The sequence below is a fragment of the Pseudarthrobacter sp. ATCC 49987 genome, assembly GCF_009928425.1.
Taxonomy (GTDB): Bacteria; Actinomycetota; Actinomycetes; order Actinomycetales; family Micrococcaceae; genus Arthrobacter.
This window is the reverse complement of record NZ_JAABNS010000001.1, coordinates 2,007,215-2,027,137: the sequence shown is the minus strand read 5'-3', so window position 1 is coordinate 2,027,137 and position 19,923 is coordinate 2,007,215. Positions and strand designations below refer to the sequence as shown.

17 protein-coding genes, 1 tRNA gene and 1 pseudogene are annotated in these 19,923 nt (G+C 63.4%); 10 read left to right on the top strand and 9 right to left on the bottom strand.

Going from position 1 to position 19,923, the window contains the following annotated elements; all coding sequences use genetic code 11:
• Positions 1–50 precede the first annotated feature (50 nt).
• Positions 51–1,550, top strand: a complete 1,500-nt coding sequence (pyk, locus tag GXK59_RS09585) for a pyruvate kinase (RefSeq protein ID WP_029705114.1) — start codon at positions 51–53, stop codon at positions 1,548–1,550.
• 90 nt (positions 1,551–1,640) lie between these two features.
• Here the strand turns inward: pyk and GXK59_RS09580 are convergent, their stop codons facing one another.
• Positions 1,641–2,246, bottom strand: coding sequence for an ANTAR domain-containing response regulator (locus GXK59_RS09580; RefSeq protein WP_024368455.1), 606 nt, complete (start codon positions 2,244–2,246; stop codon positions 1,641–1,643).
• Between the two features lie 206 nt (positions 2,247–2,452).
• Between GXK59_RS09580 and GXK59_RS09575 the strand changes: the two genes are divergently transcribed.
• Positions 2,453–2,534: transfer RNA gene (locus GXK59_RS09575), tRNA-Leu, on the top strand.
• Positions 2,535–2,772: 238 nt separating this feature from the next.
• On the opposite strand, the gene GXK59_RS09570 is transcribed toward GXK59_RS09575, so the two are convergent.
• Positions 2,773–3,162 (bottom strand): hypothetical protein, encoded by a 390-nt coding sequence (locus tag GXK59_RS09570; RefSeq protein WP_160666290.1) that lies wholly within the window; start codon positions 3,160–3,162, stop codon positions 2,773–2,775.
• A 40-nt stretch (positions 3,163–3,202) separates the two neighbouring features.
• Between GXK59_RS09570 and GXK59_RS09565 the strand changes: the two are divergent.
• A pseudogene (locus GXK59_RS09565) lies at positions 3,203–3,449 on the top strand (DMP19 family protein); the annotation flags it as partial.
• 120 nt (positions 3,450–3,569) lie between these two features.
• Here GXK59_RS09565 and GXK59_RS09560 read toward each other — a convergent pair.
• From GXK59_RS09560 to GXK59_RS09545, 4 genes are all read right to left on the bottom strand, one after another.
• Complete coding sequence (locus GXK59_RS09560; protein ID WP_160666288.1) at positions 3,570–3,848, bottom strand: YciI family protein; 279 nt, start codon at positions 3,846–3,848, stop codon at positions 3,570–3,572.
• 11 nt (positions 3,849–3,859) lie between these two features.
• Positions 3,860–4,630: an alpha/beta fold hydrolase gene (locus tag GXK59_RS09555; protein ID WP_160666286.1), complete on the bottom strand. Its 771-nt coding sequence runs from the start codon at positions 4,628–4,630 to the stop codon at positions 3,860–3,862.
• A gap of 150 nt (positions 4,631–4,780) precedes the next feature.
• Entirely contained in the window at positions 4,781–5,725 is a 945-nt protein-coding gene (locus tag GXK59_RS09550) for an alpha/beta hydrolase (RefSeq protein WP_160666284.1), read from the bottom strand.
• Positions 5,726–5,767: 42 nt separating this feature from the next.
• Complete coding sequence (locus GXK59_RS09545) at positions 5,768–7,450, bottom strand: flavin-containing monooxygenase (protein WP_160666282.1); 1,683 nt, start codon at positions 7,448–7,450, stop codon at positions 5,768–5,770.
• Positions 7,451–7,691: 241 nt separating this feature from the next.
• Here GXK59_RS09545 and GXK59_RS09540 point away from each other — a divergent pair, with 241 nt between their 5' ends.
• Both GXK59_RS09540 and GXK59_RS09535 read left to right on the top strand, forming a co-directional pair.
• Complete coding sequence (locus GXK59_RS09540) at positions 7,692–10,106, top strand: LuxR C-terminal-related transcriptional regulator (RefSeq protein WP_202129101.1); 2,415 nt, start codon at positions 7,692–7,694, stop codon at positions 10,104–10,106.
• Positions 10,094–10,312 carry a hypothetical protein gene (locus GXK59_RS09535; RefSeq protein WP_160666280.1) on the top strand — a complete coding sequence of 73 codons (219 nt, stop codon included), beginning with the start codon at positions 10,094–10,096 and terminating at the stop codon, positions 10,310–10,312. Before GXK59_RS09540 ends, GXK59_RS09535 begins: the two co-directional genes overlap by 13 nt.
• 1,827 nt (positions 10,313–12,139) lie before the next feature.
• On the opposite strand, the gene GXK59_RS21030 is transcribed toward GXK59_RS09535, so the two are convergent.
• Together GXK59_RS21030 and GXK59_RS09525 are read right to left on the bottom strand one after the other, a co-directional pair.
• Positions 12,140–12,619, bottom strand: a complete 480-nt coding sequence (locus GXK59_RS21030; protein WP_443094276.1) for a hypothetical protein — start codon at positions 12,617–12,619, stop codon at positions 12,140–12,142.
• On the bottom strand, positions 12,616–15,306 hold the full coding sequence (locus GXK59_RS09525) for a cation-translocating P-type ATPase (protein WP_160666278.1): 2,691 nt from the start codon (positions 15,304–15,306) through the stop codon (positions 12,616–12,618). The genes GXK59_RS21030 and GXK59_RS09525 overlap by 4 nt, the downstream gene beginning before the upstream one ends.
• A gap of 197 nt (positions 15,307–15,503) precedes the next feature.
• Here GXK59_RS09525 and GXK59_RS09520 point away from each other — a divergent pair, with 197 nt between their 5' ends.
• Both GXK59_RS09520 and GXK59_RS09515 read left to right on the top strand, forming a co-directional pair.
• On the top strand, positions 15,504–16,805 hold the full coding sequence (locus GXK59_RS09520; RefSeq protein ID WP_160666276.1) for a hemolysin family protein: 1,302 nt from the start codon (positions 15,504–15,506) through the stop codon (positions 16,803–16,805).
• Positions 16,806–17,223: 418 nt separating this feature from the next.
• Positions 17,224–17,505, top strand: coding sequence for a hypothetical protein (locus GXK59_RS09515; RefSeq protein ID WP_160666274.1), 282 nt, complete (start codon positions 17,224–17,226; stop codon positions 17,503–17,505).
• A 789-nt stretch (positions 17,506–18,294) separates the two neighbouring features.
• Here GXK59_RS09515 and GXK59_RS09505 read toward each other — a convergent pair.
• Complete coding sequence (locus GXK59_RS09505; protein WP_160666270.1) at positions 18,295–18,558, bottom strand: hypothetical protein; 264 nt, start codon at positions 18,556–18,558, stop codon at positions 18,295–18,297.
• Positions 18,559–18,762: 204 nt separating this feature from the next.
• Here GXK59_RS09505 and GXK59_RS20455 point away from each other — a divergent pair, with 204 nt between their 5' ends.
• The 3 genes from GXK59_RS20455 (at position 18,763) to GXK59_RS09495 (ending at position 19,770) form a co-directional block, all read left to right on the top strand.
• Positions 18,763–19,119 (top strand): ZIP family metal transporter, encoded by a 357-nt coding sequence (locus tag GXK59_RS20455; protein WP_202129100.1) that lies wholly within the window; start codon positions 18,763–18,765, stop codon positions 19,117–19,119.
• Positions 19,095–19,391 carry a ZIP family metal transporter gene (locus GXK59_RS20450; protein WP_202129099.1) on the top strand — a complete coding sequence of 99 codons (297 nt, stop codon included), beginning with the start codon at positions 19,095–19,097 and terminating at the stop codon, positions 19,389–19,391. Before GXK59_RS20455 ends, GXK59_RS20450 begins: the two co-directional genes overlap by 25 nt.
• 130 nt (positions 19,392–19,521) lie before the next feature.
• Positions 19,522–19,770 (top strand): hypothetical protein, encoded by a 249-nt coding sequence (locus GXK59_RS09495; RefSeq protein WP_160666268.1) that lies wholly within the window; start codon positions 19,522–19,524, stop codon positions 19,768–19,770.
• Positions 19,771–19,923 lie beyond the last annotated feature (153 nt).

The window sequence follows — 19,923 nt, the reverse complement described above, 5'->3', positions numbered from 1 at the left end:
CCGATACCGCCAACAACTTCATCCATGCAATCGACTACTAGGGTAGGTATATGAGACGCGCTAAAATAGTGGCCACGTTCGGACCGGCAATCGCGAGCTTTGAGAACACTCTCGCCGTGCTGGAGGCCGGGGTTGACGTTGCCCGCATGAACATGAGCCACGGCGACTACGCCGTACACGACGCCACGTATGAGAACGTCCGCAAGGCCGCCGGCCAGCTCGGCAAGGCCGTGGCCATCATGGCCGACCTGCAGGGGCCGAAAATCCGCCTCGGCCGGTTCGTCGACGGACCGCACCTGCTGGCCGTCGGCGACACGTTCACCATCACCACCGAGGACGTCCCGGGCACCAAGGACATCTGCTCCACGACGCTCAAGAGCCTCACCGAGGACGTCAATCCCGGCGACGCGCTCCTGATCGACGACGGCAAGGTGGCCCTCCGGGCCATCGACGTCGACGACGTCAAGGTGGTCGCCCAGGTGATCGTTGGCGGCTACGTGTCGAACAACAAGGGCATCAACCTGCCCGGCGTTGCCGTCAACGTCCCCGCACTGAGTGAAAAGGACGAGGACGATCTGCGCTGGGCGATGCGCCGCGGTGTGGACATGGTGGCCCTGTCCTTCGTCCGCGACGCCTCGGACATCAAGCGCGTCCACGAGATCATGGACGAAGAAGGCCGCCGCGTCCCGGTGATCGCCAAGATCGAGAAGCCGCAGGCTGTTGAGCAGCTCCCCGAAATCATCGACGCCTTCGACGCCATCATGGTGGCCCGTGGCGACCTCGGCGTGGAACTTCCCCTCGAGGAAGTGCCGATCGTGCAGAAGCGCGCCGTCGAACTCGCGCGCCGCTGGGCCAAGCCGGTCATCGTGGCAACCCAGGTGCTCGAATCCATGATCGACAACCCGCGGCCGACCCGCGCCGAGGCCTCCGACTGCGCCAACGCCGTCCTCGACGGCGCCGATGCAGTCATGCTCTCGGGCGAGACCAGCGTGGGCAAGTTCCCGATCGAGACCGTCAAGACCATGGCTCGGATCATCGAATCCACCGAGGTCCACGGCCTGGAGCGCGTCCCCCCGCTGGGCACCAAGCCGAAGACCCGCGGCGGCGCCATCACCCGTGCCGCCGTCGAAATCGCCGACCAGCTGGATGCGAAGTACATCTGTACCTTCACCCAGTCCGGTGACTCAGCGCGGCGTTTGTCGCGGCTGCGTCCGATCCGACCCGTGTTCGCCTTCACCCCGGTGGAGCACGTCTGGAACCAGCTTGCGCTGACCTGGGGCATCCAGCCGGTCCTGGTCCCGATGGTGGGCCACACCGACGAGATGACCGCACAGGTTGACCGCAGCCTGTTGAACATGGACCTCGTCGAGGACGGGGACATGGTGGTCATCGCCGCCGGTTCGCCTCCCGGAAAGGCCGGTTCCACGAACATGCTGAAGGTCCACAAGGTGGGCGACCTCGCCGACGCGGGCAGCCATGGCGGGACCGAAGTCACCAAGGACAAGGTCGGCCCCTGGCCGGAACGGAAGAAGCGGAACAGCAAGATCTAGTTCTGCTGCTCTAGACATAAAGGGAGGGTCCCGGCCGCGTGTGAAACGCGGCGGGGACCCACCCTTTATGTCTTTTTTTTGCCGGCCGGACTAGTTGACCTGGTTGATGATGGTCTCGGCAACCTCACGCATGCTCAGGCGGCGGTCCATGGACGTCTTCTGGATCCAGCGGAACGCCTCGGGCTCCGTCAGGCCCATCTTGGTGGTCAGGAGGCTCTTGGCGCGCTCCACGAGCTTGCGGGTGGCGAACTGCTCCTGCAGGTCGGTCACTTCGCTTTCGAGGGCCTTGATTTCCTCGTGCCGGGAGAGCGCGATCTCCAGTGCGGGGATGAGGTCTGCGGGCGTGAACGGCTTGACCACGTAGGCCATGGCGCCGGCGTCGCGGGCGCGCTCGACGAGTTCCTTCTGGCTGAACGCGGTGAGCAGGACCACGGGGGCGATCCGGGCCTTGACGATCTTCTCGGCGGCGGAGATGCCGTCCATGACCGGCATCTTGACGTCCATCAGGACCAGGTCAGGCTTGAGTTCCTCGGCGAGCTGCACGGCCTTCTCGCCGTTGTCCGCTTCGCCGACAACGTCATAGCCTTCGCCCCGCAGGATCTCAATGATGTCGAGCCGGATAAGGGTCTCGTCCTCGGCGACAACCACGCGGCGCGCCGGCTTGGACGTGGGGTTTGACTCCGTCTGTTCTGACACGGGAACTCCTTGGAAAGGGTACGGCGGGGACTGGACCGTCTTAGGTTGTCACCGCTGCTGTACTGGGACCGGTTATGTTCGATGCGGCGTCACTGGCGCGATTCTGGAATTCAGCCTATCTGCATGTAGAGTAATTTCGCGCACTGGAAGCGATCGCGTTGCTCACAGCACTGTGGTGGCGAGATTATTACACCGGTGTACTCCGCGCCCGAGTGGCGGAATTGGCAGACGCGCCGCACTCAAAATGCGGTATCGAAAGGTGTGTGGGTTCGAGTCCCACCTCGGGCACAGTGTTTCCGCAGGTCAGCGGCTTTTGGATGTTTTTCGTGTGCACATTGTGCACACTCTCGCCTCTGATCTGATGTTCCGGGTGTGTGGGGTCCCGGAATCGGCCTATTCGGTTGTGTAGGGGAGCGGCTCTCTAGGCGGACCGCGTCCCGCCCCGTGGGGCCTCTTCTCGGTGTTCATCCTGGTTCCTCCTTCCGTTGGGTTTTCGCGTTCACCACTTCATGGTGGCCGGAGACGCCTACAACGTGATTTGCGGATTATTCTTTTGGATCGACCTGGGGTTGCGGCCGGTCCGGGATTTCTGGACTTTGCGTCCAGCATTTGCGTCCACAGCGTCCGGGCACTGCATGGCAACTCGGACGTTCAGGCTCTGCATTGATTCCACGCAACTTTCGACGGCGTCCGCAGTCTGGGTCTCTTTGGTCGAAGCCGGCAGGGTGATGCGGTTTGTGGTGGCGACGCTGCTGCCGCGGTAGACGAACTCGGCGTTGATCTGGCTGGACTCAGTCGAGGTAAGGGGCAGTGAGAGTCCGCCCATTGGATCGCCGTCGTATTGTGAGACTGCATCGTCTCCGACGAGGAGCCCGTCGCGGATGGACATTCCGCGTTCGGCGAGGGCGCCTGTCAAGGCTGCGATGGTTGCTGCGTGAGATCTGGCGCGGCCGGCCTCTGCTCCGGAGTTCGAGCTGATCATCCGCGAGCTGTGCGAGGCGGTCGCTGGTGAAGATCACCAGCGACGACCCCAACTACGACCACAACGGCGAGCCCGCCCTGGCCTGGCATTTCACCACGGACCAAGGCGAGTTCCTCATGGTGGAAGAGGACAACGAGGCTTTCAAGATCGACCCGGTGACCATGAAGATCGTCGCGGCCGTCGAGTTCGAAGAGGCTGACGACGAACTGGCTTACGCCTAGCCCTCGGTGTCCTACTGGTGTGCTCGCCAGAAGTCGTATCGTCCTTCGGAGCCGGCCTCGCCGCGGGTCTTCCCGCGGCGAGGCCGGCTGCGGCCTTTTAGCGGACGCCGTCCTCCGCTTTCAGGAAAGGGGTCCGAGCACTGGGCGCCAGTCGTAGATGCGGGTGTCGGTGACGACCCCGCCGCTGGTATAGGGGTCCCGCTGCAGCAGCTCAATCAATTCAGCGGCCGACTCGAGCCGGAAAATCAGCAGGGCGCCGGTTTCGTCTTCGAAAGGCCCGGCCTCCAGAAGTTTGCCGTCGGAGACCAGCTGCTTGACGTATGCGAGATGCTCAGCGCGGGAAGCCTCCATCACTGACTTGTCGGGGGTATAGGACCAGTGGACTACATGCGTTGTCATGAAATGCTCCTCTAGATGGTTTGGGCCTGGCTTGTTGCGGTCCCGGTGAGGGCGGCCTCCCACGCCGCCACCGAGGCACCGGGGTTTTCGATCATGGGGTAGTGCCCTGCCTTGGGAAGCTGCCGGATCGTACCCTTGCGCAGCTTTGCCACCGTTTCCGCCAGGTAATCCGCCGTTACGAATGGATCAGACTCTCCGTAGAGCAGCGTTGTTGGGATCTCGTGGGAGCCCAGCTCATCCATGAAGTCCGGTCCGGTCCAGTTGGCGAGGTAAGCCGACCAGACCTCTTCGTTCATGGTCGCGCGGTTCCGGTCCACCAGACGGCGCAGGTCTTCCGGATCGATATTCGGCGACAATGAGCCTTTGATGGCTGCAGCGGGATCGGCCCAGGCACGGCGGAAAGCGTCATATGTTTCTGCGTTCAGTGCTGTGCCCGCGGGCGAAACGGGTGTAAGGGCTGCCACGGAAAGCACCTGATCCGGCATCAGCGTCGCGAGGCGGAGCGCTGCCGCCCCGCCCATTGAATGGCCTAGGACAGAGAACCTTTCCCAGCCCAGACTGCCGACCGCGTCCATGGCGGCCTTCACCATTCCCTCCATCCCGCTGGCAGGCGGTTCGTTTTGGTTTACGCCGTAGCCCGGGAAGTCGTAGTAGGCATACGTTAGCTCTCTCTGGTTGCTTAGGGCCCGTGTGGCGAGCCAGACGGAGCTGTCAAGGGCCCAGCCGTGTAGCGCGAGGACTTTATGGGATCCTGAACCCTCAACCGCGGCAAAATTATTCACTTCGTACTCCTAAATCTGCGAGATGCGCTTGGCAGATCCCGTTCTTCCGGTCCTCTGCTGTTAGCTCCGGACGAACGGCGACCCTTCTCGGGCCGCCGTTCGCGCGGATCAGGTCGACGGCCAATGGCTGGCCTTTTAGAACTTTGGCGTTTACTGCTCTACTGCCAGCCGCTCACGGAGGAAGTTCACGACGGCGTCGTGGATCTCCGCACTGCGGGGAACGGCGCCAGACATCCAGTACGTGCCGTGGACCAAGCCGTCGAACCGTGTTGCCACGGTCTCGACGCCGGCGTCGGCCAGCTGCTTTCCGTAGGCCTCAGCCTCGTCACGGGCGGCTTCGTACTCCATACTGACGACCAGTGCCGGCGGCAACCCCGCCAGGGAAGCGGCTTTGGATGGCGAGGCCAAGGGATTCTCCGCGTCCGCGGGCGACGAGAGATACTGTTCCCAGAACCAGTCCAGCCCCGCGGAGGTAATGATGTAGCCCTCCTTGAATTCTGACTTCGACGGCAGCTCAGCCGTTGAGTCGATCACGGGGTAAACCAGAACCTGGCCCCGCAGCTTCGGGCCGCCCTCATTTCGGGCCCGCTGGGCCGCGACGGCGGCCAGCGAGCCCCCGGCGCTGTCACCCATCACGGCGATCCGGGAGGGGTCTCCGCCGTAGTCGGCGATATGCTCTGCGGCCCACTTCAGCGCGGCGAAAGTGTCGTCGGTTGCCGCCGGGAACTTATGCTCCGGAGCCAAGCGGTAACTGGCAGCCACTACGATCACCCCCGCGTCGTTCGCTACTGCACGGTTGGGTTCCTCGGCAACCGACAGCCCGCCCCCGATAAAGCCTCCGCCGTGGAAGTAAACCACGACAGGCAACGGCCCTTCTGTTTCTTCGTCCGGGATATAGATTCGAACGTCCTGCGGCCCGGCGGGTCCCTGGTATGCGGTGTCGATGACCTTGGCCACTTCACGGCGCGGCTTCTGGAGGCCGACGAAGGAATCCACAACCCCACGTGCTTCCTCGATGCTCATCTGTTCGAAAGACTTCAGGCCCTGTGCGTCCAGAGCGTCGATGATTCCCTGTACTGCTGCGTCTACGGTCATGCAATTTCTCCTTGAATAGTGTGTAGGTGGTGGGGGATTCGCCTAGGCGACGGGAAGCGGCGTGTTCGATTCGGCGCCAGCTAGCACGAATCCGTCGTAATCCTTCGCGACGACCTCGTCGCAAATTCCGCGGTACGTGGGTGCGCCGCCGAGGTAGACCAGGCACTTGCGTGGCTTCCCGGGGATATTTGCTCCCATGTACCAGGAATCGGTGCCGGGCAAAAGGGTGGCCTCGGCGATGGCGTTCGAACCTTCCACCCACGCCTGTTCAGCCTCAGCCGTCGGTTCGATGGTTTCCATGCCGCGCTCGCGCATGTACCTGATCGCGTCCGTGGAGAAATCCACATGGTCCTCGATGGCCAGGGGCATGTTGTAGAGCACGGAAGGGCTCTGCGGCCCGGTGATCAGGAATAGATTGGGAAAGCCGTTGATGGTCAGGCCGAGGTAGGTAAGCGGGCCGTCTTCCCATTTGTCGGTGAGCTTCAGCCCCTTGCGTCCCACGATGCCCATGTTCAGCAAGGGCCCGGTCATGGCATCAAAGCCCACAGCCAACACGATGACGTCCAGCTCGAAGGCTCCGCCGTCAGCGGTCTTGATCCCTGTTGGGGTGATCTCCGTGATGGGGGAACCCTTGATGTCCACGAGGGTGACGTTGTCCCGGTTGTACGCCTCGTAGTAGTCCGTCTCCAGGGGAGGTCGTTTGGTGCCGTAGGGGTAGTCCTTCGGCGCCAGCAGGTCTGCGACCTTCGGATCGCGGACCCGCTCGTGGATCTTCATTCGGACGAACTCGGCGACGGTGTCGTTGGCGTCCTTGTTGACCAGGAGGTCGCCGAAGCTGTCTGTGAACAGGCGGAAGCCGCCCTGCTTCCAACGCTCCTCGTATGTGCGGCGGCGGTCCTCCTCGGAAACGGCCAGGGCAGAGGGCTGGACGTCGTTGTAGGGAACTCCTAGGAAATGGTTCCGGGAGCGGGTTCGGTATTCCCGGTAATTGCTCTTGACCTCGTGCTCGAACTCGTCGTCCATAGGCGCGTTGCCAATTGGGGTGGCGTAGTTGGGCGTGCGCTGGAACACGGTGAGGTGCGCTGCCTGCTTGGCGATTTCGGGGATCACCTGGATGCCGCTGGCACCGGTGCCGATGACTCCGACGCGCTTACCGGTGAAATCCAATCCCTCATGGGGCCATGCGCCGGTGGAGTGCACCTCGCCGGTGAAGGTTTCGCGCCCGGGGAACTCGAGGTCCTTGGCGACGGAAAGGTTGCCGGCACCGGAGATGATGAACTGGGCCCTGGCCTGGACGCCGGTATCCGTGGTGACGTCCCATCTGCTGGCGGTCTCATCGAAAACGGCCGAGACGATGTGCGCGTTGAACTGGATGTTCCGGCGCAGATCGAAGCGGTCGGCCACATGGTTGAGGTACTTCAGGATTTCCGGTTGCCCCGCGAAGCGTTCGCTCCATTTCCATTCTTGCTGGAGCTCCTCGGAGAACGAGTAGGAGTAGTGAAAGCTCTCAATATCGCACCGGGCGCCCGGGTAACGGTTCCAGAACCAGGTGCCGCCGACGTCGGACGCGACGTCGAAGGCACGCACGGACAGTCCCAACTGGTCCCGCAGCTTATGGACTGCGTAAAGGCCGGCAAAGCCGGCACCAATGACGATCGCGTCGTATTCTTCCCGCTCGAATTGTCGGCTGCCGTCAACCGTGCTGTTTGTCTTTGAATTCGGCATAGGGTGCTCCTCTTGTTCCTATAGCGGTTCATCGCATGTCCCGGCTGGGCGTGCCTTCAGTTCCGTCAGCAGCCAGCTTGGTGCTACCGAGCATGGCTCACCCCGCTGGTCCCAGGCACGGGGATAATTACCTGACCGTGTACCCGTGTTGTGGCGCACATCACGTAAAGTGGACCCTCGGGAGCGGATAGTGCAAGCAGAGGCTTTGGCCTTGCCCGCCCCTAGAACGGACTGTTGCCACATGAGTGAAACGCAAATGCGCGCCACCGTTGCCGCGCATTATTCGCTGACAAGTTTCGTGGGACGACGCAGGGAACTTGATGAGGCGAAAAGGCGGATGACAGAGTCCCGCCTCGTCACCCTTGCGGGTCCCGGAGGCGTGGGCAAAACCAGACTCGCCGTCGAGCTTGCCGACAGATCCCGCAAGGCTTTCCGCGACGGCGTCTGGGTGGCCGAGCTCGCTAGCCTGGAGGACGAATCCGGTTTGGCCTCGACCATTGCGTCTGCTCTGGCAGTTCCCGACCAGTCCAACCGTTCGGCGACGGATCAGCTGGTCAACTTTCTGCGGCCCCGGCAGGCGCTGCTGGTTGTCGACAACTGCGAGCATCTGCTGGACGGGGCAGCAAAACTCGTCGCGGAGCTGCTCGACAAGGCGCCGGGGCTGCGGATCCTTGCCACGAGCCGTGAGCCGTTGGGCATTTCCGGTGAACATATTTGCCTGATTCCGCCCCTGTCTACACCGTCGACCGACGGGGTTTACGAAACGCAGGGGCTAGACCATTTTGAGGCGGTCCGCCTGCTGATTGACCGTGCGCGGAGCATCGTCCCGGACTTCTCAGTAACTGATGAGAACCGTGATGCAGTGATTCAACTCTGCTCCAGGCTCGACGGCATTCCGCTGGCGATTGAGCTGGCGGCCACCCGGATGCGGGCGCTTTCCGTCACGCAGATCGGGGCACGGCTGGACCACCGTTTCGAGTTACTCACCCGTGGCAACCGGGTTGCGCTCCCAAGGCAGCAGACCTTGCGCGCGCTGATTGATTGGAGCTATGAACTGTGCACGGTCGCCGAGCAACTGCTGTGGGCCAGACTTTCGGTGTTCCCCGGTAGCTTCGACCTCACCGCTGCCGAGGATGTATGCGGTTTCGGCGAGCTGGAGGCAGACCAAATTGTCGATCTGTTGGACCGTCTGGTGGCCAAATCCATCATCCTGACGGAGCGGTCCGGCGAACAGGTCCGCTACCGGCAGTTGATGACGGTGCGCGAGTACGGGGTCCAGCTGCTGGAAAAAGTGGGGGAACACGGGGTGCTTAAGGCGCGTCACCGAGACCACTATCTCAGCCGGGCCGCCGGTATGGTGGACCGCTGGTGTGGCCCAGGGCAGGCGGTATCACTCGCCGCCATGCGGGCGGATCACGCCAACCTGCTCTCGGCGCTGGAATGGTCGGTGAACACGCCTGGGGAAGTCCACGCCGCAGCCGAACTGGCCTCGCTGCTGCGCTATCACTGGATTGCAGGGGGATTCCTTAGCGACGGTCGGCGCTGGCTGGATCGAATTTTGGACCTGCAGGACGGGCCCGGACCTGAACACGGGGGTGCGCTGTGGGTCGCGGCTTGGGTATGCCTTATTCAGGGCGATCGTGAGGCGGCAGCCGTCTATCTCACGGCGTGCCATGAGATGGCCGAGGCGCTTGGTGATCGCATTCTGGAAGCGCACGCAGCCCACGGGTCCGCACTCCACCAGCTTTTCTCGGGAAATCCGCGTGAGGCAATGGAGCTTTACCGCCAATCTATCGGCGTTCAAATGAAGGCCGGAGACACCGCTTCAGCGCTCACCGGGCTCTTCCAGTTGGCGATGGCACAAGCCTATGACGGTCAGCTCGAGGCCGCCTTGGACACGTGCAGCCACGTGCTGCAACTGAGCAGCACCCACGGCGAACGGTGGACTCATGCATATTCGCTGTGGATTACCGGACTGTGCCGGTGGCATCTGGGCGAGATGGTCGCGGCCAAGAAAGCGGCGACCGAAGCCTTGAAGATACAGCGGGAGTTCAAAGACAGTATTTGCACTGCCCTGAGCATCGAACTCATGTCCTGGATCGCAGCTTCCACACTTCAGTTTGAAAGGGCCGCGGAGTTAGCCAACGCCGCGGGCTCAGTCTGGGCTGGTCTGGGCACTAAAGTGGGAGCCTTCGGCCCGCACATCCGGTGGGACTCTGAGCACTCCAACGAAACTGTTGTGAGCGAGCTTGGCAGGCAGCGTTTTATGCAACTGGCCGCCGAACAAGGAGATTTAGGCAAGGATGAGGCCATAGCCTTGGCGCTAGGCTCAAATTCGCGCCCGGTTGCAGCGGCGAAAACGTCGCCGCTCACCAGACGCGAGCAAGAAATTGCCGAGCAGGTGTCCAAGGGGCTCAGTAACCGCGCCATCGCGGAGTCGCTGGTAATCTCCACCCGAACTGTCGGAGGTCATGTCGAGAGCATTCTCGCCAAGCTGGGGTTCACCTCGCGCGTCCAGATTGTGGCTTGGATGGCAAACGAGCAGGGGACTTCCGGCAGGCCTGAACCGGTCGCCAGCTCACAGCCCGGCAGCAGGCATCTGACGGGCGCCGCTCCGAATGAAACCGGCCATGGTGCGCGTACGTGGCGAGGATGATCGCCGCGGTCACCCGCGCCGACCCCGTGGATGTCCAGGGCTCCCGGGGCCATGCGGTCAACATGCTCAGCCAAGGCCCGCTGGTTGGCCTCCAGCTCCGCGCGGAGGGCGATATGACGGCGGATGCGAGCCGGCGTGCCTCGGCGCGTGCGACAGCGGCGGCTGCGCCGTCGCCGTCCCTGGCCCGCCAGCCCGGGCTGTCATGACTTGGGCAGGAGTCAGCGGCGAGCGTGCGTCGATTCCCAGATCGAGGGCCCGCTGGTCTCCACCGGGCGCCGGGCGGCCAAGAGGATCCGAAGTGCCTCCCTGACCGTCGAGGCTCAGGGCTGTTGGATTGAAACCCGGTCGCACTAGCTTTTCTGTTTTTCCAGCCGACCGGGAGCGTCAATGGCGCTGCCGTAACAGCTCCGCCAATGTTCGAATTTTTCCTAGCGTCTGATCTGGTCGTGCGGTGACCCGTCCGGACCGCCGGCAACGACGCTGTTGGGAGGGATGGATTCCGTGGGGTTGGGACCTTCTAGCTAAATCGAGATTCAATGTGCCGCGTCGCTGCAACAGAAAGAGTGATCTTGTTGTATGGAGCCTAGTTTAGGTCCTCGCTATTGGGCCTCAAGAAGAACAATGACATTCCAATGACTATGTCAACCCAAGCTGCCCCCGCTTCGCGGTTTGGAAAAACGACGCCGGCGCGGGCCGGGCTGCCGCCCTCACGGGCACGTATGTTGCGGCCTTTGGCGCGTCCCACCCCCTGGCGAAGAAGATCGGCGCGTGGCCGGCAGTATTCACCGTCAGCGGGGTAATGGCGCTGGCCTCGATGATCTTTGGCGGGCGCCCCGAGGAGTCCTAGTACAACGGGCGCGCTAGCTGTACCCAGCCAAGCATGTTGGTTACATCTGCTGAGGGTGGTCCCCCTCCGAGGGCGCTCACTTGTGGTCTTGGAGGCGGGCTCGGCTGCGCCGTTCGTGGTCCGTGCCCACTTCGTGGAGGGCCGACCTGTCGGTTTGTCATTTAGTTTGCGGTTCGTTTCTCCATGAGATGTTCGGAGAGGAGGAACCGCCGCCCTGATGTTCGTTGATTTCCAGCATGAGCGCCGCCCTGTTGCGCGGTGCTTGTTTGCAGCCGGTCCGGCTCCGGAGGGCTGCTTTTCTTATCGGAGCGAAATCGCGCGCAATACACAACCGCCACGCCCAAACGGCCGTTTAAGCAGCGTGGTTGGGGGCGGCGAAGTGCGCGAGAAAGTGGGTGTGCACAATGTGCACACCCTGGGCTTCGGATCGGGCCGTACCGGGGCCAGACTGGCCCGGATTGTGGATGTTTTCGGGGGAGTGGCGGAAATTCAAGGGCTGGAACCCGGTTCGAGTCCCACCTCGGGCACGTGTTTTCCCAGGTCAGGGGCTTTTTGGTGTTTCTTCGTGTGGACAGTGTCCACACTCTCGCCTCTGATCTGATGTTCCGGGTGTGTGGGGTCCCGGAAACGGCCTATTCGGTTGTGTGTGGGGGAGCGGCTGCCTACGGCGGACCGCGTACCGCCCTGCGAAGCCTCTTCTGGGTGTTCATCCTTGTTATTCCTTCCGTTGGGTTTTCGCGTTCACCTCTTCATGGTGGCTAGAACCGCGTACAACATGATTCGCTCATTAGTCTTTTTGATTGACCTGGGGTTGCGGCTGGTCCGGATTTTTCGCTCTGATACCTGTTCATGCAGGACTGCGGGGGAACGGCATGACATGGCCACTGACCCGGAGCTGATCATGAGCTTGCTGAGCCTGGCCAGTCGGTAGGCGGTGGCCTCGAGTGCGAGTTCCAGGAGCTGCTGGGCTTTGCTGCCATGGCCTTTCCACCAATTGATGAAGGCGGTGGCGGTCAGGACGGGGGGAGTGTCTGGTGCTGCTGCGTGTGTAAGCGGGTAGCAGCTGCTCGGCCCACTCGACCCGGGACCAGTGCGGCGTAGAAGGCAATGCTGCCGCACGTCCTACCTGGAGCCGGAATCTTCGGCTAAGAACCCTGCCGCCAGCGTACCAAGCCGTGGCCGCTCCTTAAGATGGAAGCCATGAGTGAACCGTGCGACCTCGCCCTCCCCACCGGCTACACCGATCTCCTCGGGCAAGCCCAAGGACAGGTTCAGAGCCGCACGAATCAAGGCTCTGCGGACTATCAACACCAGCTGATCGAGCTGTACTTAGCCGCCCAAACTTACGACGGTCTTCCCCCGGCTGGGCAAAAGGGACACCGTGGCAGAGCTGGCGCACCCGGTTGTAGACGCCGGCCAGGTAAGTTCCCGGGTAGTGCACGACGTCCGCGTCGGCTTCGGGCGCGGCTCCCCGGGTGGCCCAATCGCCATTGCCGAGCGTGCAGAGGGCCTCGCGCAGGCCTTCGACCGCCGGATCATAGCCGTCGTAGCCCAGCAGCCACGGGCTGCTGCCGGACTCGGCGCCGGCCCACCCGGAAGGTGTGGAGTCGAGGCCGGACGCCGGAATCCCGGGAACAGCCTCGCCGGGGTTCGGAGCGCTGGTCATGCCGCCGGGACGTCGTTGCGGTGTGCCCAGCGCCGGACGGCCCTTTCGGCCTCGACGATGATCAGCACCGTTGAGCCGACGGCGATGCAGAGAAGCCACTCCCACGGACGCAGGGGCGTGAGCCCCAGCAGGTCTGCGGAGACCGGCCAGGTCATCACGGCCCAGTGCAGGGCCAAGGCAGCCAGTGAGGTGTAGAGCAGCGGCTGGTTGGCGAGCAGTCGGAGCTGGAAGAGGGATTTGTTCTCGGCCCGGGAGCTGAAGACCTGGAAGAAACTGAGCATGACGAACATCGTCAGCGCCAGCGTCCGTGCGTGGGTTTCGGGGTAGCCGTTGTGCAGGGCCACGATGAAGCTCAGGATCACGGCCAGGGCCATCCAGGCCCCGGTGATTCCGGCCCGGAACCACAGCGTACGCGAGAGGATGCCCTCGGAGGGCGGGCGCGGCGGGCGGCTGAGTTCATCGCCTTCCGCCGGTTCGAAGGTCAGGGCGATGTCCTGGACCCCGTTGGTCACCACGTTCATCCACAGCATCTGCACGGGCAGGAACAGCAAGGGCGTCTCGGCGAAGACGCTCAAGGTCACGGCCACCAGGGCGGCCGCCCCGGTGGAGAGCAGGAAGTAGGTGGTCTTGCGGACGGCGGAGAACGTGACCCGGCCTTCTTCCACGGCGTGCACGATGGTGACGAAATTGTCATCGGTCAGCACAACATCGGAGGATTCGCGGGCGACATCCGTCCCGGATCTACCCATCGCCACGCCGATCGCGGCCGCCTTGAGGGCCGGGGCGTCGTTGACACCGTCACCGGTGACGGCGACGATTTTCCCCGCGGCCTGCAGTGCGTGCACGATCCGGAGCTTCTCGACCGGGGAGACCCGTGCCGCGACGGACGTCTGTTCGAGGCGGGCGGTGAGCATATGGTCATCGAGGTCCGCCATTTCGGCGCCGGTCAGTGCGGGTTTGTTCGTCGAGAGGCCGAGCCGGCCGGCGATGGCCGTCGCGGTCACCGGATGGTCTCGGGTGATCATCATGACCTTGATCCCGGCCCGCCTGCAGTCCGCGATGGCGTCGGCTACTCCGGCCCGCGGAGGATCGGTCATGCCTTCCATACCCAGGAACGTCAGGCCCGACGGCGGCGGCAGCGGTGAGCGAAGTTCCTCGTTCTCGGCCAGTATCCGGGACCCGGCGGCAATGACCCGCAGCCCGTCCCGGCCCATCGCCTCGTTGGCGGCGTGGATCCGCGCCTCGTCCAGGGGCAGGGTCCTGCCGGGGCCCGCCATGTCCACGGCGGCAGCCAGCACCGCTTCCGGGGACCCCTTGACGTACAGGGTCCGGCGCCCGCCGGCGTCCTGTTGGATGGTCTGCGAATAGCGCACGTGGGGTTCATAGGGTTGATGGGCCAGTGGTTCGGCCGTGCGTTCGGCTTCGCTGATGGCGGCCCGGACGACGGCGGTCTTGGCCATCGCGGCGTCGACCGCGTCGCCGGAGTACGCCAGGTCCTCGTCCTCGGCGGAGAGGGTTGCCTCGTTGGTCAGCGCGCCGGCGCGCAGGACCGCGCGGACCAGCGGCGGGTCCGTTGCGCCGCTGTCGTCGTCCCCGTCGGCAATGTCCAGCGTCCCTGCGGTGGTCCAGATTCTCTCCACGGTAAGCCGGTTCTCGGTCAGCGTCCCGGTCTTGTCCGAGCCAATGACGTTGGTGGACCCCAGCGTCTCGACCGCGGGCAGGGTGCGGACGATCGCGTTCCGCCGGGCCATCCGGGACACCCCCAGGCTCAGCGCGACCGTCAGGACGATCGGGAGCGATTCGGGAATGGCGGCCACCGCCAGGCCCACGGCGGTGCGGAACATGAGGGAGACGTCATGGCCGAGAACCAGCCCGGCAATGAAGATGAAGACGATGGCGGCGAGGACGATCAGGCCGATGCGCCGTTCCAGGGTGTGGGTGAGCAGCTGCAGCGGTGATTTCCCGGCCGGCCCCTGGACGAGGGCATTGATTTCCCCCAGGGCAGTGCCGGCGCCGGTCGCAATCACAACACCACTGCCGCGGCCGCTGCCGACAAATGTTCCGCTGAACGCCACGTTCGCCTTATCGGCATCGCCAACGTCTTCCGGCAGGGGAGCGGTGTGTTTGGACGCGGCGAAAGATTCGCCCGTCAGCATCGACTCGTCCACCTGCAGGGCGTTGGCTTCGAAAAGCCGCAGATCCGCCGGCACCCGTTCACCGCTCTCCAGCAGCACCACGTCGCCCGGGACGACGTCGCGTCCCGGAACCACCTGTTCGGTGCCGTCCCGCAGCACCCGGCACGACGGGGTGGAGAGCGATTGGAGGGCAAGCACGGCCGCCTCCGCCTTGCGCTCCTGAAAGAAGCCCAGGGCGGCATTGATGCACAGGATAAGGAAGATCGCGGCGGCGTCCACCCAGTGCTGCTGGACCAGGGTCACCACGGCGGCCACGAGAAGGATCCCGATCAGCGGGCTGATGAACTGCCGCAGTAGCACCCGCCACCAGGGAGTCGCGCCGGCGATACTCAGCTCATTCGGGCCGGCGTCCGCCAGCCGCCGGGCAGCCTCCGCGCCGCTGAGTCCCCCCGGACCCGACGACAACCCGGCGAAGACGGCCACGGTACTCAGAGCGTGCCAAAGAGTAGGATTCTCTGGACTCGAGGCGGATGTCGTCACAGGGGCTGCCATAGCCCCACTCTTCACTTGCACGGGCGTTCGGGCAAGGAACCTCGGAGAAAGGAAACTGCCGTCCACGCTGTGGCCGGGACTGTCCCCACTCCCGGCAGGCCGCCCGGCGCCGAGCCCAGCGCTACCAAGGCACTCCCTCCTGGTTTGCGCATCCGGCTCCCGGCCAGTTAACTGCGGGGGTTCGGTAGTGTCGGTTCATGGACAGCGGCACGTTGGTTAATTTCTTGTTGGTTCTCTTTTTTGTGCTGTTGGGAGGGGTCTTCGCCGGTACGGAAATGGCGTTGGTGTCCCTCCGCGAGAGCCAGGTGCGTCAGATAGAGAAGGCGGGGAAGGGCGGGGCCAAGGCTGCCGCTTTGGCCCGGAATCCGAACCGGTTCCTCTCAACTGTCCAGATTGGTGTGACCCTTTCCGGCTTTTTCTCAGCCGCCTATGGTGCGTCCACGATCGCACCCGATATAGAACCCCTCCTCGAAGATCTGGGGTTGGGCCCCGCGGCAGAGCCGGTGTCCTTCATCGGCATGACCTTCCTGGTCGCCTATCTATCCCTGATGCTGGGGGAACTGGTGCCCAAACGGTTGGCGATGCAGAACGCGGTCGGCTTCACGAAGGTTCTGGCCCCTCCGCTGATCATCCTTTCGGAAATCATGCGACCTGTCATCTGGATGCTGTCCGTCTCAACCAATGCATTGGTCAAGCTATTGGGCGGCGATCCCCACGCCAAACAGCAGAGCGTCAGTTCCGAGGAGCTTTGGGACATGATCGCGGAGAGCGACATGCTGGAGGAACACAGCCGAGACATCCTGAGTGACGTGTTTGGGGCGGGAGACCGTTCGCTGCAGGAAGTCATGCGCCCCCGCACTGAGGTTGCTTTCATCGACGGCGCCCTGAGTATTGCGGCCGCCCGCGGCATGGTCAGGGAGGGCCCGTTCTCGCGCTTTTCCGTGATTGGCCGGACCGCGGATGACGTCCTCGGTTACATCCACATTCGTGACCTGATGCCCCGGGACGCGGAGTATGACGAGATGGCTGTGAAGGAAATTGTTCGTGAGATCCTGCCTTTGCCGGGAACGAACAGGGTGCTGCCTTCGCTGGCCAGAATGCGCAAACTGGGTCACCACATAGCGCTGGTGGTTGACGAGTATGGGGGCACGGACGGCATCGTCACCCTGGAGGATCTGGTCGAGGAGCTGGTCGGTGAAATCTGCGACGAATACGACACCGGGGCCGACCACGAGGACCGCGTTAGCGTAGCCAACGGCTCCGTCGACGTCGACGGCGGCCTGATTCTGCAGGAGTTCGGGTCAGTGACCGGCATAGCACTGCCCGACGGGCACTACGAAACAGTCGCCGGATTCGTTATGGACCGTCTCGGCCGCCTGCCCCGGATCGGGGACCGGGTGGAAGTTCCAGGCCACGTGCTGAGAGTAATCGCGATGGACGGCTTGCGCATTGCACGGATCCGGGTGACGCCCGTGAACGACCACCTGGAGGAACCTTGAGCTTCTCCAGGCAGCGCCAATCCCACCGGCATCGCCGCCGGCTGGATCCCACGACAAGAGTCCCGAGCGACGGTGAGGATCCCGGTGTCGATCAGGCCAGGGTCTGAGGGGTGTGTACAGCCGCCGACGGCACTTCACATTCCGCCGGCCCTGCAGCATCGACCCCACCCTTGGTGGACTGCAGCGCTTGCCGGAGTGGCAGGCGGGCCGAGACATGTCTGTTGATGCTGGCCGGAACCAGTCTGTCCAGTTTTTCCAAGGGCTTACCGAGAGTATGCGAGGTACTCGGGCGGCGTATGGCACTCCGAGCGCCGCGTGGCGAGGTCGGTCGGTTGCCCGCGCGTCACGCTCTGCTGATGCGAAAACAGTAGGGCCAAAGGGGACTGTCGTTCTCATCCATTCCTGATATTTTGAAGTCATGTCAACAGATCCGCACGTTCCGGACAGCGATCTTGCTGAGCATGAGAGCTTGGTCCTTCGCCACATGAAGGAGCACAAGCAACTCGCAGACCGCCATATGGTTGAACATTCCGAACTCAGTGAGCGGAATCTGACCGAGCACCGCACCTTCTCCACTGGCGAGGAGATCGGTGGGACCGACAGAGCCGCCATGAGCGCGCGGCACCTGGCTCAGCATCGGGAACTTGCCGACCGCCACATCCAGGAACTTACCGAGATGAGTGCACGACACGCGTCTTGACGCTCGGCCGGGTCGTCTCGGAACTCCCCGTTTTGGGGCTTCCTCAACGTCCTTCACCCGCACGGCCCGGGACCTCACCATTTGGCCCGGCAGGAGTCCGTCACCGGAATAGCCGTAGGCGATTCTGGTCTCGTAGAAACCCGTGGCCGTCTTCTCACTGATCAGATCACTGCGCGTGGCCCACATATGGAACTGGGTTAGTGCCGCCGCGTACTGGTTTGGCGTCTTCGCGCTCCGGCAGCGGTATGAAGAGTGTCCCGTTCGATTTTGCCTTGGGTGTAGTTGCCGGGACGGTCGTTGGACTCTATGCAGATGTTGCCGGGCCACCATACGCTCACTGAGATCTGAGTGACATTGACATGGAGGTGTTTTTGAATGGTGAGTAAGCCACGGTTCGTCGATAAATTCATGCATGCGACGAGCCGTTTCAGGGCCGTGTTCGGGCCGGCCGACAGGAGCGACCCAGGTACGCCTGTGGTTCACAGGCACGACGATGCGGAAGCTGCGTCGGACGAACAAATCGCTGACATGGAAGTGGAACGCGACGCGCAGGGCCACACCTGGGTGGAGGACAAGAAACACGAAGCCTAGCTGAAGGAGCTCGTACTGCCACCTACTGCTTTGCTGGCGGGCCAGCACGATCCGCGCTTCGGGCTACTCGTCAACGGAACGTCCGTTGACCAGGGCAAAGCCATTGCAGGGTCCAGGTTTCCCGAGTGCGACATGGTTGGCGTGGGCGGGTCCGTGGGCGAAGGCTTTTCCGGTGGACCACCGGCATTCGTTGAGGACTTAGTTTTTCGTTTCGGCGTCGGGATTCATGGCGGCGATTTGTTCGCGTACTTGCGCGAGTTCGCCTTCGAGGAACTCGAGGTAGGTGCTGAGGTCCTCCTGGTCCCTGCGGCGGTTGGGGCGGCGGGATGCCGGAGGCATTGGAGCGTAGCCCGGTGGCGGGTACGGGAGGGGCGGAGCGGCGTAGCTTTGCGTGGCATATCCCGCGGGTGCGTAGTAGTAGTCGTCGCAGCACCATGGGCCGTGGCGGTGATGGCAGGACATGGCTGGTCTCCTTTTGTTGCTGGGCGGATGCCTACGTTCTACATCGGCTCCGTGGCCGGAGCAAGAGGCTTCAGTATCCCGCTCCGAGGTTGTTGGGAGGCAGGTTTATTGACGGCCGGCCGCTGCGGACGGCTGCCCGAAGCTGTATCCGTGGTGCGTGCAATACTGGGGGCAGTTTCACCCCTCTGCGGCAGGAGAGCGATCGTGCCGACCCTGGCCTGGATTGTGCTCAGCGGTGTGCTGATGAGTGCCATTGCTCTTGTTGGCAGTGTGACGCTCCTGCTGCCTGAGAAGTATTTTGGGCGGGTTGTTCTTCCGTTGGTGGCGTTGGCCGCCGGCTCCCTGCTCGGCGGCGCGCTGTTCCATATGCTCCCGGAAGCGGTGGAGGCTTTAGGGAATGTCCTGGCCGTCTACGGGTCGCTCGCTCTGGGGTTCGTGTCGTTTCTGGTGTTGGAGCAGTTCCTGCACTGGCATCACTGCCACCGCAGCAAAAGTGCACACCGTCCGGTCGGATATCTGATTCTCATGGCCGATGGGTGCATAACTTCATCGGGGGCTTAGCGGTTGGCAGTGCGTTCGTCCTGGATATCAGGCTCGGGATCATCACGTGGCTCGTCGCGGCCGCACACGAGATACCCCAGGAACTTGGCGATTTCGGGCTCCTCGTCCACAGCGGGTGGAGCCGGCGTCACGCACTGATGTTCAACGTCGCCTCGGCCTTGACGTTCCTGATCGGCGGTGTCGCGGCCTACGGGCTCTCCGGCAGCGTGAATGTGGCATTCCTTGTCCCTTTCGCTGCCGGCATTTCATCTACATTGCGGCAGCAGACCTGATCCCACAGTTCACCGCCGACGAAAGTGCCGCAGCCAAGCTCGCCCATACCCTCAGCTTTGTTCTGGGCCTCGGCGGGCTGTTTCTGCTCGCTGTCACTTTTGCGTAAACGAAAACCAACCCAGGAGCGCCATGAAGCAGCCACAGTCCCCGGCGCCGGGCCGGCGGGAACATCGTCGGAGGCTGTGGGGAGCGCTCGGCGGGGCCGCCGCCGGCTTCGTGCTGGCATCCGTCGCGTACCTGTTGATCACCCCGGTGCTGGAAGCCAGCCCCGGGCTGCTCCGGGAGCTGCAGGGTCTGTCCTGGAATCTCGTTCCCGGCCTCACCGTGCTCGGCGGCGTCGCCGGATGGATGGCAGCCGGCCCCCGGCGTCCGCGCTGAACACGGCAACTCCTCAGGAGGAAGGACAAGCGCCGGCTGGCGAAATTGCGTGACGTTCCGTTGCTCCCCTTCGGGGCCGGACCCTACTGTCCAGAGGAGTGCCGGTGCGGGCAGGGTGTTAAGGCCCTAGTGCCGTGCGCCTGTCGTCAATAT